Below are 15,025 nucleotides of genomic sequence, written 5' to 3'. Positions count from 1 at the left end.
GATTTTAGAGGCGCATGATCAGGGACAACGCAAACCTCCAGCCCGATGGGAAACTCCGATGAAAAAGCTCGCTGCCAGCACCGCCTTTTGCCTGATCGCCGCCACCCTCTCCGGCGCGGCAAATGCAAATGATTTCGCCCGTTTCGACAGCCGCAAGATCGCCGTCACCGGCCTGAACTTCGCCCTGTCGCCCTCCGCCTCGGATGCGCGGATCCACCTCAACCGGGCCATGATCCAGACGCCTGTCAAACATGCTCAGGCCCCCCGCAAACTGACCCTGCCCCCGCGCGGCGGCCCATCGGCGGCGGTGCGTCATGTCATCGCCTCGGCAGAGGCGGGCGCGAAAGGCTATGACGCGGTGCAACATGGGGCACGGGTCAAGCCGCCCAAGCGCCCCACAAGCATGACCATCGGCGAAATCTATCGCTGGATCAAGGCCACCCCCGGCCAGCCCCATGCCATCGGGCGCTACCAGTTCATCCCCAACACCTTGAAAACGCTCGTCGCCGAAGCGGGGCTAAGCCAAAGCGACCGGTTTACCCCACAGGTTCAAGACCTGCTGGCCGATCTATTGCTCGAAGATGCGGGATTCACCCCCTTTATGAAAGGCAAGATCAGCCGCCATCGTTTCATGGAAAACCTCGCCCGCATCTGGGCCGGGCTGCCCACTTCGACGGGCCGGTCCTATTATCACGGCCATGCGGGCAACCGGGCTGTCATCACTTGGAACGAGTTCGACAGCCATATGAAAAGCATCTTTGAAAACACGGCACGCGGCACCTCCTGACCGCGCGCCTCACTCTCTTCTCTCTCTCTCTCCGTCTCCCTCCAGGCCAAAGCGCGCGTATTTTCGCCGCTTTGGCCACCCTTTTTATCCGCGGCGCTGCATCTCGCGCGGCATTTCCGAGAAAATCTCAGGCCCATCGGCGCGTAGGATCACGATCTCTTCCAGACGCACGCCGAATTTGCCTTCCAAATAGATGCCCGGCTCGATTGAGAAGACATTGCCTTCGGCCAGAACCGCATCGGAGTTCGCGGCGATATAGGGCGGCTCGTGGATGTCGATGCCAAGGCCATGGCCGGTGCGGTGCAGGAAGTGTGCGCCATAGCCCGCCTGCGTGATCACATCGCGTGCGGCACGGTCAATCTCGCGTGCCGCGACGCCGGGGCGGGCAGCATCAAGCGCGGCCTGTACTGCGCGTTCGACCGTGGCGAAAACCGCTTCGTACTCGGCATCCGGCGTGCCGAAAAAGCCGCTGCGGGTCATGTCGGAGGGGTAGCCGTTCAACCGGCAGCCGGTGTCGATCAGCACGGCCATGCCTTGGGCCAATGCCGTATCGCCGGGGTAGTGATGCGGGAAAGCGCCGGATTCGCCGAAACAGACCGAGCAGAATTCAAGGTGCGCGCCATTGGCTTTGTAGTGGTCCTGAATCAGCGCCACGACCTCACGCTCGGTAATGCCTTCTTTCAGCGCGGCGAAAGCGGCCCGAACGGCGCTGTCGTTCAACAGATGCGCGGCTTTGATCGCGGCATATTCTTCGCTGTCCTTGCTGGCGCGCAGCAGACCGACGGTGTCATCGGTAAAGCGGCGTCGCGGATGATCGAGCGCATCCAGTAGCCGCAGGGCGAAATCGGTGCGCATGGTCTCATCCAGCACCACCGAGAGCCCGGGGGCCGTAGCGCCGCAGGCGTCAAGCAGTTCGGTCAAGGCGGCCTCCGGCCCCTGATCGTCGCTCCATGCGTGGAATGGCAGATCGGTGTCTTTGCGCGCGGCGGCGGCGTTCAGGGCGGGCATCAGAAACCCTGCGTAATCGGCGCTGACCAAGAGCATCACCGGGCGTTCGTCGCCATGGGGATGCACACCAGATAGCCACGCCATATGGCTCGACGGGCCGAGGGCGACAAGATCGGTGCCCGTCTCGGCCATGCGCGCGCGCAGATTGGCAAGGCGGGTATCGAAGGGGGAGGAAGCGGACATGGGCAAAGACCTTGGTATTCAAAAGGGGTATTGGGATGCGCGGGCCGAAAGACGGGCCACCGGCCCGCGCAGAGATCAAGAAAGGGGGATCAGTCCTTTTCCACCAAGCGGTAGAAGACGAAATCCGATGTCGCGCCGTTCACATAGCCGGTCACGTCATCGTCCATCGCGACCTGATAGGCCGCTTGGAACATGATCACGATGGGCGAGTCCTTTTGCACCTTCTGCTGAAGGTCGCGGTACATCTCGAGCCGCTTTTCCGGGTCGGCCTCTGACAGCGCCGCCATGGTCTGCTTGTTCAGCTCTTCCGGCACGGCCCATGCGTTGCGCCATGTGGTGGTCGCGGCATAGGAGTCGTCGGAGTTGTCCGAGTTATAGGCAAAGGCCTTGGCGTTGGAATGCGGGTCCATGAAGTCGGGGCCCCAGTACAGCAACATCGCCTCGTGGCTGCGCTCACGGTACTTGGTGATGACCTGACTGCCGGTGCCCGGCAGGATTTCGAAGTTAATCCCCGCGTCGGCAAAGCTCGCCTGAAGCGACTGCGCCATATCGGTGAACGGCGCCGCGTTGATCACGTCGAGCGAGACGGTGATCGGCGTCTCGATCCCGGCATCGGCGAGGATTTGCTCCGCCTTTTCAGGATCGTAGGCGAAAGGCGTCTCGTCGAACGAGCCGGGGAAGCCCTTGGGCCAGAAGGCCTGATGCACGTCCATCTGACCTTTGATGATCGAATTTGTCATCCCTTCGTAGTCGACCAGATAGCGCGCGGCTTCCCAAACGGCGGGCGGGGTCAGGCTTTCCGTCTTCTGGTTGAACGACAGGAAATGCACCGCCGCCTGCGGGTAAGTTTCGACCTTGATCTCCGCGTTGTCGATCGAGGCAATCTGGTCCGGCGTCAGGTTGCGCGCAAGGTCGATATCGCCCTTCTCAAGCAGCAACTGCTGGGTGGCGGATTCGGCCACATGGCGGATGATCACGCTGTCGATCTCGGGGGCGCCGTTGAAATAGCCCTCATTCGCGCTCATCCGAACCATCTGCGCGGGCGCATAGCGGTCGAGCTTGAAGGGGCCGGAACCGGCGGAGTTTTCGTTCAGCCAAGCATTGCCCATGTCGCCGTCGACTTCATGCTCTTTCACCAGCACGCTGTCGACGATGGAGGCAGGGCGCGCGGCGAGCACGTTCAGCACAAAGGCCGGGGAGAAGTCGCCGTCGTATTTCACGGTGACGGTATTGCCCTCGGCGGTGACCATCTGGTCAATGTTTTCAGCCGTCCAGCCCAGTTGCGTCAGGATGAAGGCCGGGGTGAGGTTCAGCTTGATCACGCGTGCGAAAGAGAACAGCACGTCATCCACAGTCACCGGGTTGCCGGAGGCGAATGTCGCGCCGTCGCGCAGGGTGAAGGTGATCGTCTTGGCCTCGGCATCGGCTTCCCAGTCAGAGGCCAGACCGGGTGCGAGCACCGTGGTGTCTTCGGCGTCATATTGCACCAGACGGTCGTAAAGGTTGGTGACCAGCTCGCCGGAGGTGAACTCATAAGCCTGCGCGGGGTCGAGCGCCACGATGTCGTCGATATTCTGCGCCACGACAAGCACGCCTTCGGGCGTATCGGCCAAGGCCAGCGGCGCGGCCAAGGGCAGCGCCAGCGCGCTCGCCAATAGGGTTGATCTAAGTGTTTTCATGGTTGTCTCCTTGTTGGATCGTTGAAGTTGGAATGTCATTTGCCCAGCGCGCCTAGGCTTTCTTGATCAGTTCAGGCAGCTCGATGGCCCCTGCCCGGTTCAGCACCGTCAAGGTGCCGGTCCAGAGGATGCGCGCAGTCGTGTCGGTTCGGTTTGCCCAAGCATGGGGAAGCTGGCCGCTGTAATGCAGACAGTCGCCCGCGCTCATGCGGAATTTCTGCCCGTCGAGGGTCTGCTCGATCTCCCCCTCAAGGACAAAGACCATCTCTTCGCCCTCATGGCTCACCGTCTCGGATTCGTAGCCGGGCGGGACGTGAAGCAGATAGCTCGACAGTTCTGCGCCGGGGAAAGTGGCGGCAAGGCTTTCATAGGTCAGTGATGAATTGGCCAGTGCGAATTGCGTGCGCTCATTGCCACGGGTCAGCCCGTCCGAGGGTTTGGGCGCGGCGATGAAATACTCCAAAGCCACATCCAACCCATCGGCGATCTGCGCCAACGTGCCGAGCGACGGCGTGGCATTGCCCCGCTCCACCTGGCTGAGATAGCCCATCGACACACCGGATTTGTCGCAGAGCATTTGCAGCGTCATCTGCATTTGCTTGCGCCTTTTGCGGATCGCGGCACCGAGGTTCGGCTCGGGCTTGGCTTTGTCGCGCAGCATCTTGGTCATCTCCCCTGTTCTATGCCGACGTTACAAAAAATTATTTTGTCTGGCAAAAAAATTTTTGCAAATGGCCAAATTTGTTTTATGCACAAAGCATCCAGAACGGTGCCACCGCACCCTGAGGCCGCATGTCGGCGCAGGAAATGGCTTGCTTATCAATGGCATCGGCGAAGGAAGGGAGGGCGTGGCCCGTGAATACGAATATGACAAAAGCCCGCAGGTTGGCGCAGGGGGTCTCCTCTCTCGGCGGTTTTGCGGTGGTGACCCTGCTCACCTTCATCGGGCTGATGGCGATCACATTTTTCATCGGGCGGGTCATTCCGATTGATCCGGTGCTGGCCGTGGTCGGCGACCGTGCGACCCAAGAACAATATGACGCCGCCCGCGTGGCGATGGGGCTAGACCGACCCCTGATCATGCAATTCTTCTCCTATGTCGGCGATGTGTTCCAAGGCGACCTCGGGCATTCCGTCTCGACCAACCGGCCCGTGGCGCAGGACCTTGCCCAGGTCTTTCCCGCCACGCTTGAGATGGCAACGCTGGGCATTCTGATTGGCATCGGCCTTGGCGTGCCCTGCGGTGTCTGGGCCGCCGCGCGGCAGGGCACTTGGGTGGATCAGATCATCCGCGTCTTCGCGCTGCTGGGCTACTCGGTGCCCGCCTTCTGGCTGGGGCTTGTCGGACTTGTCATCTTCTACGCCAATCTGGGTTGGGTCGCGGGGCCGGGCCGTGTCGATATCTTTTACGAAGGCATGGTAGCGCCGCGCAGCGGGCTGATGCTGGTGGATTCGGCCCTTGCTGGTGAATGGGACATCTTTTGGAATGCGCTGGATCACCTGATCCTGCCTGCGGCGATCCTCGGGTTTTTCTCGCTCGCCTATATCGCGCGGATGACGCGCAGCTTCATGTTGGACCAACTAGGCCAAGAGTTCATCACCACCGCGCGGGTCAAGGGCGTGGCGGAATGGCGGGTGCTTTGGGTGCATGGATTCCGCCCGATCCGCGTGCCGTTGATTACCGTGATCGGCCTGTCCTATGCCGCCCTGCTCGAAGGGTCGGTGATGATCGAGACGGTCTTTAGCTGGCCGGGCATCGGCAATTACCTGACCGTGGCGCTGCTCAACGCCGATATGAACGCCGTGTTGGGGGCGACGCTGGTGATCGGCGCGGTCTTCATCCTGATCAACAAACTCTCGGATGTGCTCTACCGCATCCTTGACCCGCGCAGCCGCTAGGAGGCCGTCATGACCACTGCAAGAAACTGGCTTTTGGACGACTCCCCCGCCTCCAAATTGCAGGCGAATATGGGCAACGCCTATCGCATGCTGCTGCAATTGCTGCGCAATCCGCTAGCGGTGGTGGGGGCGGTGATCCTGCTGATGCTGATCCTCGCCGCGCTGTTTGCGCCTTGGATCGCGCCGCAGAATCCGCTGGGGCAGAACCTCGACGCCCGCCTGTTGCCCCCTTCGGCGGCGCATTGGATGGGCACGGATGAGTTGGGCCGCGACATTTTCAGCCGCGTGATCTATGGCGCGCGGATCACCCTGATGATCGTGGCCTTGGTCGCTGTCATCGCCGCCCCGCTGGGGCTGCTGATCGGCGCGATTTCGGGCTATTTCGGCGGCTGGACCGACAGGGTCTTGATGGGGGTGACGGATGTGTTTCTGTCCATGCCCAAGCTGATCCTCGCGCTGGCCTTCGTCGCCGCCCTCGGGCCGGGGATCGAGAATGCCATCATCGCCATCGCCATCACCTCCTGGCCCGCCTATGCGCGTATCGCACGGGCCGAGACGCTGACCTTCCGCAATTCCGAGTTCATCTCCGCCATGCGCCTGCTCGGCGCGTCGCACGGGCGGATTATCACGCGGCACGTGCTGCCGCTGTGCACCTCGTCGATGATCGTGCGGGTGACGCTGGATATGGCGGGGATCATCCTGACCGCCGCGGGCCTTGGCTTCCTCGGCCTTGGCGCGCAGCCGCCGCTACCGGAATGGGGCGCGATGATCTCGCGCGGGCGGGCCTTTATCTTGGATCAATGGTGGGTCGCGACGATGCCCGGCTTTGCGATCATCCTTGTCTCGCTCGGCTTTTGCTTTCTGGGCGACGGGCTGCGCGATGTGCTCGACCCCAAACAAGGAGGCAAATCATGACCGCGCCCCTGCTGGAACTTAAAAACCTCTCCGTCAGCTTTCCCACCCCAAAGGGCCGGGTCGAGGTGGTCAAGGGGCTGTCTTTCACCCTCGGCCGTGAACGGCTTGGCATCGTGGGCGAAAGCGGCTCAGGCAAATCCATGACCGGGCGGGCGATCCTGCGGCTCGTCCGTCACCCGGGGCGGCAGCAGGCCGATGTCATGCGCTTTGACGGGATCGATCTGCAAAGCCAGTCGGAGAGACAGATGCGCCACCTGCGCGGGGCGCGGATTTCGATGATCATGCAGGACCCAAAGTTCTCGCTGAACCCGGTGATGACCGTGGGCGCGCAGATCGCCGAAGCCCTGCTGACCCACGAGCGCCTCGCCCGGCGCGACGTGAAAGCGCGGGTGCTGGAGATGCTGGAATCGGTGCGGATCAACGAGCCTGAGCGGGTGATGGACCTTTACCCGCACGAAGTCTCAGGCGGCATGGGCCAGCGCATCATGATCGCCATGATGCTGATCCCGCGCCCCGATCTGCTGATCGCGGACGAGCCGACCTCGGCGCTGGATGTGAGCGTGCAGGCGCAGGTGCTCGACCTCATCGACGAGCTGGTGCGCGACCACGGCATGGGGCTGATCCTGATCTCCCATGACCTCAACCTCGTGGCGCGCTATTGCGACCGGATCCTTGTGATGCACGCAGGTCAGGTGGTGGAAAGCTGCGCCGCCGCCGACCTGCACAAGGCCAGCCATCCCTATACCAAGGGCCTTTTGGCGGCGGTTCCGAAAATGGAAGAGACGCGCGATGAACTGCCCGTCCTCGACCGCAGCGCATGGAGCGGCACATGAACGCGATTAGCCTCAAGAACCTCGACATCTCCTATGGGCAAACCAAGGTGGTCACCGGGGTGAACATCGACGTGGCCGAGGGCGAAAGCTTTGCGCTGGTGGGCGAAAGCGGTTCGGGCAAATCCACGGTGCTCAAGGCCATCGCGGGGCTGGCCCCCAATTGGACCGGTGAGATTTCCGTGTTCGGCCAGCCGCGCGGGCACAAGGTGGACCGCGCCTTTGCCGGGCAATGCCAGATGGTGTTCCAAGACCCCTATGCCTCTCTCCATCCGCGCAAGACGGTGGACGGCGTGCTGTCCGAGCCGCTGATGATCCACGGGCTTGACAACCGCAGCGCCCGCGTGGTGGAGATGTTGCAGGCCGTCGGCCTCGACAAACGTTTTCGCTTCCGCTTTCCGCATCAGCTCTCCGGCGGGCAGCGGCAACGGGTGGCCATCGCGCGCGCGCTGATGCTTGAGCCCAAGGTGATGCTGCTGGATGAGCCGACCTCGGCGCTGGATGTCTCGGTTCAGGCGGAGATCCTCAACCTGCTGAAACGGCTGCGCCGCGAACAAGGGCTGACCTATCTCATGGTCACCCACAATCTGCCCGTCGTCAGTTTCATGTGCGACCGCATGGCGGTGATGAACAAAGGCCGGGTGGTCGAGATCGCCCCGTCCAGTGCGCTGCATGACGGCAGCTTTACCGATCCCTATACCCAAGCCCTCTACGCCGCCTCGGGCGGCAATCCAGACCGCAAGGAAGCCCCATGACCGATACCACCGACGCAATGCAACGCTTTCAGACAGCGCTTGAGCAAGCCACCACCGAAACACAGGCCTTCGACGCGCTCCGCGCGCTGACCAAGGCCACCGCGGGGGCCAAACTCTTTACCGTGATGACAGCGGATATGGACGCGATGCTGGCGCGGCGGGTCTATACCGACGACGCCGAGAATTATCCCACCTCCGGCACCAAAGAGATCACCATCGACACTTGGTTCGAACAGGTCCACGGGCGGCAGGAGTGCTTTGTCGCCAACACCTTGGCCGATATCGACGCGGTCTTTCCCGATGCGGAACTGATTGGCCGTTTGGGCTGCGCCTCGGTCGTGAACCTGCCGATCATCATCGGTGGCAAGATGGTTGCCACGGTCAACATCCTGCACGAAGAGGGCTACTACACCCCCACCCGCGTGGAACAGGTCAAAGCACTGCTGACCCTGCCTGCCATCGCCACCATGGCCGTGGTGCGGCAAATGGGCTGACGCCCGGAGCGGACACTGCCGAAAGAAGGCCGTCGCAGAAATGCGGCGGCCTTTTTGACTTGCGGCCCCGGCCAAAGGCCGCCACCATCCCCGCCAAGACGGAACCCATCGGGCAGAGATAAGGTTAACCTTATGAACATGCCCTAGGAGGAATGGCTCATGTGGACTTACGAACTCTTGATCCTGATCATGGCCGCGGTGGCGGCACTGGCATTCATGGCCAAGCAACGCCCCCAGCCTCGGAAGGTCCGCGCAATAGCGCCCCGGCCCCGGGCGAACAAATTGCATAACCGCCGGTATTGAGGCCTCATCGCGGCTAGAAGTGCCCCGTTACGGCCCCCCGCGATTCCGCACTCCGCTTTCGGCCCCCGTCCTTGTCTCCCCGTCGGTTTCCGCCATGATGCTGGCAAAACCGGAGGGAGCCGACCTTGGACATCATTGAATATTTCTATTCCGCCCATTCCGCCTATGCCTATCTGGGGCATCGCAAGCTCTTGGAGATTTGCGCGGCCCGCGGTGCGCGGCTGGTGCATCGCCCCTTTGACCTCAACCCCGTGATCGCCTCAAGCCGTGTGGACCACTTCCGCGGCTTCACGCCCCATTACATCGACTATTTCTTTGGCCGAGAGATCGAGCGTTGGGCGCAGTATCGCGGGCTGGAGGTTCTCAACCACCGCCCGACCCATCACGACAACCCGCTGAACCTTGCAAACGGCTACCTGATCGCCGCCGCTCAGGCAGGGCGGGATGTCGATGCGCTTTCTTTCGCGATTCTTCAGGCCCATTGGCGCGATGATATCGATCTCGCGAATCCCGAGCATCTGCGCCGCGCGACTGAAACGGTCGATCCCGATTGCGACGGGCTGATCGCACGGGCGATGGAAGAGGATGCGCAGGCGATCCACGCGCAGAACACCGAAGAGGCCATCGCCCGCGGCATCTTTGGCTCGCCCAGCTATTTTCTGAATGGTGACATGTATTACGGCCAAGACCATCTGGAACTGATGGACCACGCCTTTGACCAGCCCTACCGCGACACGGGCTTCTACAACCCGCCGCGAGACGGATAAGACGCCCCAAAAGCGCCGTGTTCTTCAATTTTGGGTAGTGGCGGACCGAGGAGGAAGCGGTGTTTCGTCCAATTCCAATAACTTGACGTGTCGAACTATCCCCGAGCCCCCCTTTGTAACTCCAACAAAAAGCACGGCCCTGTCGAACCCGGTTTCCGGTACATCACAGGCCGTCAAATTCATTTTGAAGTGCATCGCGGCTCTTGATGATTATGACATTGAGGAACTGGCCTATGAAATCTCAAATGGAACTGACGATGAGCTTGCTTATAAATTGCGTGAGGAAAGTTGCATCACTCGCGAAGTGTACGGTGGCAGCACGCTCTTTGCCGAAGTGGCGGAGGAGTACCGTCGAAATCGCCCGGCTGATCCGCATCCTGAAATCGAGTGCGATCTTCCTCATTTTGATGATCCCGATTTCCTGACCAAATTGCACACTGATAGCGCACCCCTGCCAGACAGGAAGCGCTTGTTTGTTCGTTTGTGGAATGGCTTCGATCTTGAAGACAAGCGAGCCTTCCTATCGCGAGTAGACCCCAATGGCGTATTTCAACAGGTGGCGGCATGAGCGATTTTGACAATGTTACGCCCATGCGAAGCGATCCGGCCCTATTGAAACCGAAGGCTAAGGAACTGTTGGCAGCGGCAACATGGGCTGGTCATTTTGAGCCATCTTTGGATCGCGACTACCTCGTTAAAGGCTGGCTAGATAAGGGCACTCTCACGGTCGTTTTTGGTCAGTCCAACGTGGGAAAATCCTTCTTTGCTCTAGACCTAGCTCACCACATTTCCAAGGGAGAGACATGGGGCAAACAACGCGTAAATAAAGGCAACGTTCTCTATATCGCGGCAGAGGGTGGCTCATCTTTCCCGAACCGCGTTTCGGCTTTGGATGACCCGGAGTTCTGGGTCATCGCTGCGCCGGTGACCTTTGCGGGCAACGCACCCGATGCGGCCTCAATGGTAGAAATGGTACAGCACTTGGCCTCACAGAACGGCAGGTTTGATCTTATTGTGGTAGATACTTTGTCGCGTGTGATGGGGAGTGGTGACGAAAACACCGCGCCGGATATTGCCGATCTCATCAAGAACCTCGATGTACTGCGGCGTGGCACCGGATCGAATATCATGCTGATTCACCACTCCGGCAAAGACATCGCGCGGGGCGCGCGGGGGCATTCTTCACTGAGGGCAGCGGTTGATACTGAGATCGAACTGACCCGCGATGAGATCGGGGTGATCACCGCTGAGGTTACAAAGCAACGGGATGGGCCGACTGGGTACAAGTTTGCCTATTCGTTGCGACAAATCGAACTGGGGCGCGATCAAGACGGCGATCCCGTCACAACCTGCCTTGTCGAGCCGATCATCGCAGCTGAGGCTGAAAGGCCGCAGGTCAGCGGACCCGCTCTTGCTGCACTCAACACTTTGGATGAACTGATTGCAAAAAGCGGCGAAGTTTTGCGCGATCCCCGCTACCCCGGCACTCCATGCGTGCCTCACAAAGAGTGGATGGAAGCGTGCATTGCGGGCGGGCGGCTTTCTAGTTCGGACAAGCGAGAATCGCATCGACGGATTTTCAATCGTGAAGTCGACACTTTGAAGAACGGTTCTTTGATCTCAGTTCGCGACAACCTTGTCTGGCGATTGCATCGAACCCGTTAAAAAATGATCATGCGAAACATCACCTATTCGTCAGTAATTAACACAGAGGCAACAGCATTTAATACTGCTTGATGGCTAGGGATATAATGTGGCGCGAGGAATTTGAAAACTAAAGCCCAATCTTTATAATTTTGGTCGTCCGGCAATTGATATCGGTCGACTGGAAGCTTTAGAAGCTCAGGTGCATTCTCCTGTATTACTTTATTCAACGCGTAATCTCGACTGCCTTCGTTTCTATAGGAATCAAAAGTGCGGCCTTCTGGCACGTACAGGCGCTCCTCACCCTCTTGTGGTGTTAGGAATGCTCTTGGCAGTGCATCAACGGTGACTAATTCCTCGGCTTCTTGCTTGAAAGCCAAATATATCAAGAGTGAAACGTCTAGCGGACGATCCGCATAACACCGCAACGCAACTTCGACTTTTAAGAGCAACCTCTTGACCTTCCGCATTGAAAACTCGGTTTGCACTGCGAGGTTACTGGCCAGCTTCGCGGCATGTTCTATCGAAAATGCCTGCCCTTCGCCGTAAGGAAACGTGTTGGGAAGGTCTTGTGCTAGAGCAAAGATGGCCTGCTTGAATGTGTCGCCCTGTGGCGATAACGAGAGCCGGATGTCGACGAACTTGTCTAGGTAGCGTTCTTCTTTCGTTGAAGCACCAAACCGATGTTTTGCTAGGCGTTCCAAATATTCAGCGTTGACCATCAAACAAAAGACGAAGCCAGACTGTGAAAAGATGAGTTTCATGGCTTCTAGAAATGCCAACGCATAATCTGGATGACACCGGTCAAGCTCATCGATAACCACAACAACTCGCCCCCCCGGGGCGCCTTGAACCAACGCGGTGTGAAGGGCGTTTAACTGCTGGGGCAGTTCTATCTTTCGCACCTTTTCGGTAGCCATTTGTGCTGCTATAAGCTGGCCTGCGGCCTTCGACATGCCGTCACCAAGTTCATTAACAATATCATCTAGCGCGTCGAAATCACCGAGCGCATCAATAGTACCATCGGATAGCGCATCAATGATTTCGTCTGCGCCAGATCGTAGGATCACTTTTGCCGCTGCACGTGCCCCGATTGCCCCAATCTTTTTTGCAGATTCCAGCGCCTTTTCTGCTTTTCTAACGTCAGTTTTTGGCACAGCTTCAACAAGCGCACCCAACAAAGTAACCACAGGATCACCGGAATGGTCCGATTGTTGCACATCGATTTCCACTACGGTTTCGCCAGCTTGCCGCAGTTGTTCGGACCAAGATTTGCGAAAGAATGTTTTGCCCCTACCAAACCCAGCCTCGATAGAAATGACTTTTGCGGTATCAATGGACTTGATTAGGTTAGTGAACGCGTGTCCAACGCGTTCGTATTCAAGAAGGTCGCCCTCCCAAGCTTCGGTCGCAGTCATGTAAATTTGTAACTCCTAGTGCTTGTGCAATTGTATTATATTTAAGCGCAAGCACCTAAGGAATTGCGCCCCTTTTGCGGCACTTGCGGGCATGAAAAACCCTTTGCGGCGAAGCTACCTTGGCAGCCCGTCGACAAGAATGCCGTCGTAGAAAATGTTAGACTTTCCGGCCGACGTTTTGAACCGCAGACCCCAATCTGGGTTTGATCTTAAATGCTGTGCTACATCATCGAGGGATTTGTAGAAAATTGAATTCACAGATTTGTTGTGTCCATCCCCAGAGGGGTGCAGGCGGTAGCCACCACGTTTTCCGAAGCAATCTGGCTTTAGCCCCCTTGCATTTTCTTCGTACCAGTGCGGCTCGAGGCGAAGCCCACCCACCACAACGGAAATCATTTTGACCATCGTCCGCACCTTCAACCAATTGCATGAACAGCTTTGTTGTAAACCGGGAAAGCAGTGAACTGGAAGTTGTATGTCGCCAACGCCAAACGGAGACAGCTCTCAATGCTTTTGAAGCGAGCGCTTAGAAGGCGGGAAGCGGCCATCCGGCGGCTGGGGGTGCGGAAATGAGTTACAACCCCTCAGCAGCCCCCTAGCGCGCTCTGCGAGCCATGCTGAGCTAAGGACTAGCCGCATGGCAATCGGCCTAGTCGTTTGACACCTGCAAATCTACTTGGCGAGCACGACCTCGACACGGCGTTTTGAGATAGCTGATCCTTTCCGAGGGTAGCCTCGACTTGCAGATTTCGCCTCCCGTTTGCTCGGGACAAGAGAGAAGTCTTAGGGTGTAGAACGGGACAGGGGGGCACCCCCCTACGGGGGGTGTCCCTCCCGGTGTCCCAACCCACTATCACCGGGACAGGTTCGGACAGGGCGGGACAGTTAAGGTTTGTCCCATATACAGCATTGATGAGGTTGAGTGTTGCATCGCGAACGGCTCGCTGCCCATGCGTATCTCTATCTCTTGCTAGGGGACCTTTGCTAGCGTCCCGCCCCATGCCCGCCACATTCGCATAGTGCAAGGTAGGCCAAGCGAGGTACTTAGCCGCTAGGGATACCTCCGACACGATGAAAGCATGTCGCATTGAGGAAGACCCCCTTCTCTTCGGGTCCTTCTGGTGCTCCGAGCTCATGCGGGTAATTCGCACCCCATGCACCCTCTGCGCGTGGGGTAAAATAACACCTTCATATTTGGGTTGTTGTTGTTTATCAGTGTCTTGAGCACTCGGCTCGCGTAGCCATCTCTGTCGGGAAACCGGCAAGCCTCAACTCAGAGGCTAGCGCAGATTTCGGATGAGATTGGGACTAAGGGATTAACTTGGGACCAAGGATTTTCACTAGTCCCAAACTTAACTAATTGTCTTTTATTCATATTTCCCCACACCAGCCCCATTTGGGACTAAGGGATTAACTTTCCGATATAACGTATGGGAAAAACGAAATACGTGTATTCTGATTGCACCTATACAGAGGCCCGAAAAACCAATCCTACTGGCCCCTAAATCCCAATAAAGCTAGCAAGATACTGTTTTTATTTTAAAATCCACCCGGACCACGGCTTCTGCTAGTCCCAAGCAAGTCCCAAATCGGTCCTGTTAGTCCCAACCTTGGGAACAGCGACCATTATAACCCGCGATCTAATCCGGCATCCGGGCACGCTCATTCCCTACTTTTTGTTTCACCCCGCATGATACCGCCGAAGCGAGGCGGCGACTGATCCGAACTAATGGTGCGCAAGCCGGACTCCTGCGCCGCCACCGTTTGCTGGGATGAAAACAACGCCGCCCTCTTCCAGGGCTTGCTTGAGGGCCTCGATGGTTGAAGTGCGCGTGTCGGAGCCATTTTCGATTCGAGAAATCGTGTTGGCAGTGATCCCGGATTTCTCTGCGAGGTCACGCACTGACCACCTGAGCGCAGCCCGTGCCATTCTAAGCTGATCAGCATTCATTGTGTATTTGTCCAAATTTATGTTGACATCACCCCAATACGTGATGATAATTTGGACACTATCACCTTTAAAGGTGTAAAACAACAAACTAAGGAACCTATCATGAAAAGCTACTCTGCAGCTGAATTCACCTCTCCGAGTGAACAGCTCAACGTACTTGTGAACCTAGTTGAGCTCGCATTGTACGCTCCGTCAGAAGAAATGACGCTTGCCGGTCATGCCGCGCTCCAACAGGCCGCAAGGCAGATTGTCGTGCTGTCTCATGAGATTACCGGTGCTGGCACAAGTTCGGCGCGCAGCTGAGCAAGGCTTTAAGTTCTTCTCTCCGCACCCTCTTTCGCGAACAAAATTCGCAAAACACTTGACGCACGAACATTATTCGCTTATTCAAC

16 protein-coding genes are annotated in these 15,025 nt (G+C 58.3%); 10 read left to right on the top strand and 6 right to left on the bottom strand.

Features of this window, described 5'->3' with window-relative positions:
* Nucleotides 1–58: 58 nt before the first annotated feature.
* A complete protein-coding gene (locus ACGYLX_RS00455; RefSeq protein ID WP_394446710.1) occupies nucleotides 59–787 on the top strand; it encodes a hypothetical protein in 729 nt (242 codons plus the stop codon).
* 84 nt (nucleotides 788–871) lie between these two features.
* Here the strand turns inward: ACGYLX_RS00455 and ACGYLX_RS00450 are convergent, their stop codons facing one another.
* The 3 genes from ACGYLX_RS00450 to ACGYLX_RS00440 form a co-directional block, all read right to left on the bottom strand.
* On the bottom strand, nucleotides 872–1,978 hold the full coding sequence (locus ACGYLX_RS00450; protein WP_394446708.1) for a M24 family metallopeptidase: 1,107 nt from the start codon (nucleotides 1,976–1,978) through the stop codon (nucleotides 872–874).
* An 89-nt stretch (nucleotides 1,979–2,067) separates the two neighbouring features.
* Nucleotides 2,068–3,657, bottom strand: a complete 1,590-nt coding sequence (locus ACGYLX_RS00445; protein WP_394446706.1) for an ABC transporter substrate-binding protein — start codon at nucleotides 3,655–3,657, stop codon at nucleotides 2,068–2,070.
* A 52-nt stretch (nucleotides 3,658–3,709) separates the two neighbouring features.
* The gene (locus ACGYLX_RS00440; protein WP_394448060.1) at nucleotides 3,710–4,318 is read right to left on the bottom strand and encodes a helix-turn-helix domain-containing protein; all 609 of its coding nucleotides are present in this window, start codon (nucleotides 4,316–4,318) and stop codon (nucleotides 3,710–3,712) included.
* 206 nt (nucleotides 4,319–4,524) lie between these two features.
* On the opposite strand from ACGYLX_RS00440, the gene ACGYLX_RS00435 reads away from it, so the two are divergent.
* From ACGYLX_RS00435 to ACGYLX_RS00400, 8 genes are all read left to right on the top strand, one after another.
* Complete coding sequence (locus tag ACGYLX_RS00435; protein WP_168613200.1) at nucleotides 4,525–5,556, top strand: ABC transporter permease; 1,032 nt, start codon at nucleotides 4,525–4,527, stop codon at nucleotides 5,554–5,556.
* Nucleotides 5,557–5,565: 9 nt separating this feature from the next.
* A complete protein-coding gene (locus ACGYLX_RS00430) occupies nucleotides 5,566–6,471 on the top strand; it encodes an ABC transporter permease (RefSeq protein WP_168613199.1) in 906 nt (301 codons plus the stop codon).
* Nucleotides 6,465–7,304, top strand: a complete 840-nt coding sequence (locus tag ACGYLX_RS00425; protein WP_394448059.1) for an ABC transporter ATP-binding protein — start codon at nucleotides 6,465–6,467, stop codon at nucleotides 7,302–7,304. The genes ACGYLX_RS00430 and ACGYLX_RS00425 overlap by 7 nt, the downstream gene beginning before the upstream one ends.
* Entirely contained in the window at nucleotides 7,301–8,056 is a 756-nt protein-coding gene (locus tag ACGYLX_RS00420; RefSeq protein ID WP_168613197.1) for an ABC transporter ATP-binding protein, read from the top strand. The genes ACGYLX_RS00425 and ACGYLX_RS00420 overlap by 4 nt, the downstream gene beginning before the upstream one ends.
* Nucleotides 8,053–8,550 (top strand): GAF domain-containing protein, encoded by a 498-nt coding sequence (locus ACGYLX_RS00415; RefSeq protein ID WP_168613196.1) that lies wholly within the window; start codon nucleotides 8,053–8,055, stop codon nucleotides 8,548–8,550. The genes ACGYLX_RS00420 and ACGYLX_RS00415 overlap by 4 nt, the downstream gene beginning before the upstream one ends.
* A gap of 428 nt (nucleotides 8,551–8,978) precedes the next feature.
* Nucleotides 8,979–9,620 carry a DsbA family protein gene (locus ACGYLX_RS00410; protein ID WP_168613195.1) on the top strand — a complete coding sequence of 214 codons (642 nt, stop codon included), beginning with the start codon at nucleotides 8,979–8,981 and terminating at the stop codon, nucleotides 9,618–9,620.
* A complete protein-coding gene (locus ACGYLX_RS00405) occupies nucleotides 9,568–10,188 on the top strand; it encodes a hypothetical protein (RefSeq protein ID WP_394446703.1) in 621 nt (206 codons plus the stop codon). The genes ACGYLX_RS00410 and ACGYLX_RS00405 overlap by 53 nt, the downstream gene beginning before the upstream one ends.
* The gene (locus ACGYLX_RS00400; RefSeq protein WP_394446701.1) at nucleotides 10,185–11,285 is read left to right on the top strand and encodes an AAA family ATPase; all 1,101 of its coding nucleotides are present in this window, start codon (nucleotides 10,185–10,187) and stop codon (nucleotides 11,283–11,285) included. The genes ACGYLX_RS00405 and ACGYLX_RS00400 overlap by 4 nt, the downstream gene beginning before the upstream one ends.
* 23 nt (nucleotides 11,286–11,308) lie before the next feature.
* Here the strand turns inward: ACGYLX_RS00400 and ACGYLX_RS00395 are convergent, their stop codons facing one another.
* The 3 genes from ACGYLX_RS00395 to ACGYLX_RS00385 all read right to left on the bottom strand — a co-directional run bounded on the left by ACGYLX_RS00395 (nucleotide 11,309) and on the right by ACGYLX_RS00385 (nucleotide 14,720).
* A complete protein-coding gene (locus ACGYLX_RS00395) occupies nucleotides 11,309–12,682 on the bottom strand; it encodes a P-loop NTPase fold protein (RefSeq protein ID WP_394446699.1) in 1,374 nt (457 codons plus the stop codon).
* Between the two features lie 114 nt (nucleotides 12,683–12,796).
* Nucleotides 12,797–13,087 carry a hypothetical protein gene (locus ACGYLX_RS00390; RefSeq protein ID WP_394446697.1) on the bottom strand — a complete coding sequence of 97 codons (291 nt, stop codon included), beginning with the start codon at nucleotides 13,085–13,087 and terminating at the stop codon, nucleotides 12,797–12,799.
* A gap of 1,321 nt (nucleotides 13,088–14,408) precedes the next feature.
* Entirely contained in the window at nucleotides 14,409–14,720 is a 312-nt protein-coding gene (locus tag ACGYLX_RS00385; protein ID WP_394446695.1) for a helix-turn-helix domain-containing protein, read from the bottom strand.
* Nucleotides 14,721–14,735: 15 nt separating this feature from the next.
* Between ACGYLX_RS00385 and ACGYLX_RS00380 the strand changes: the two genes are divergently transcribed.
* The gene (locus tag ACGYLX_RS00380) at nucleotides 14,736–14,936 is read left to right on the top strand and encodes a hypothetical protein (RefSeq protein ID WP_394446693.1); all 201 of its coding nucleotides are present in this window, start codon (nucleotides 14,736–14,738) and stop codon (nucleotides 14,934–14,936) included.
* Nucleotides 14,937–15,025: the final 89 nt, after the last annotated feature.

Source organism: Sulfitobacter sp. 1A13496 (assembly GCF_043557225.1).
GTDB lineage: Bacteria > Pseudomonadota > Alphaproteobacteria > Rhodobacterales > Rhodobacteraceae > Sulfitobacter > Sulfitobacter faviae.
This window is presented reverse-complemented; position numbering and strand designations above follow the sequence as displayed.

What these genes read in the sequence shown, in the direction of transcription:
- ACGYLX_RS00455 (WP_394446710.1), top strand. Translation starts at nt 59, where the DNA reads ATGAAAAAGCTCGCTGCCAGCACCGCCTTTTGCCTGATCGCCGCCACC.
- ACGYLX_RS00450 (WP_394446708.1), bottom strand. Translation starts at nt 1,978, where the DNA reads ATGTCCGCTTCCTCCCCCTTCGATACCCGCCTTGCCAATCTGCGCGCG.
- ACGYLX_RS00445 (WP_394446706.1), bottom strand. Translation starts at nt 3,657, where the DNA reads ATGAAAACACTTAGATCAACCCTATTGGCGAGCGCGCTGGCGCTGCCC.
- ACGYLX_RS00440 (WP_394448060.1), bottom strand. Translation starts at nt 4,318, where the DNA reads ATGCTGCGCGACAAAGCCAAGCCCGAGCCGAACCTCGGTGCCGCGATC.
- ACGYLX_RS00435 (WP_168613200.1), top strand. Translation starts at nt 4,525, where the DNA reads ATGACAAAAGCCCGCAGGTTGGCGCAGGGGGTCTCCTCTCTCGGCGGT.
- ACGYLX_RS00430 (WP_168613199.1), top strand. Translation starts at nt 5,566, where the DNA reads ATGACCACTGCAAGAAACTGGCTTTTGGACGACTCCCCCGCCTCCAAA.
- ACGYLX_RS00420 (WP_168613197.1), top strand. Translation starts at nt 7,301, where the DNA reads ATGAACGCGATTAGCCTCAAGAACCTCGACATCTCCTATGGGCAAACC.
- ACGYLX_RS00415 (WP_168613196.1), top strand. Translation starts at nt 8,053, where the DNA reads ATGACCGATACCACCGACGCAATGCAACGCTTTCAGACAGCGCTTGAG.
- ACGYLX_RS00400 (WP_394446701.1), top strand. Translation starts at nt 10,185, where the DNA reads ATGAGCGATTTTGACAATGTTACGCCCATGCGAAGCGATCCGGCCCTA.
- ACGYLX_RS00395 (WP_394446699.1), bottom strand. Translation starts at nt 12,682, where the DNA reads ATGACTGCGACCGAAGCTTGGGAGGGCGACCTTCTTGAATACGAACGC.
- ACGYLX_RS00390 (WP_394446697.1), bottom strand. Translation starts at nt 13,087, where the DNA reads ATGGTCAAAATGATTTCCGTTGTGGTGGGTGGGCTTCGCCTCGAGCCG.
- ACGYLX_RS00380 (WP_394446693.1), top strand. Translation starts at nt 14,736, where the DNA reads ATGAAAAGCTACTCTGCAGCTGAATTCACCTCTCCGAGTGAACAGCTC.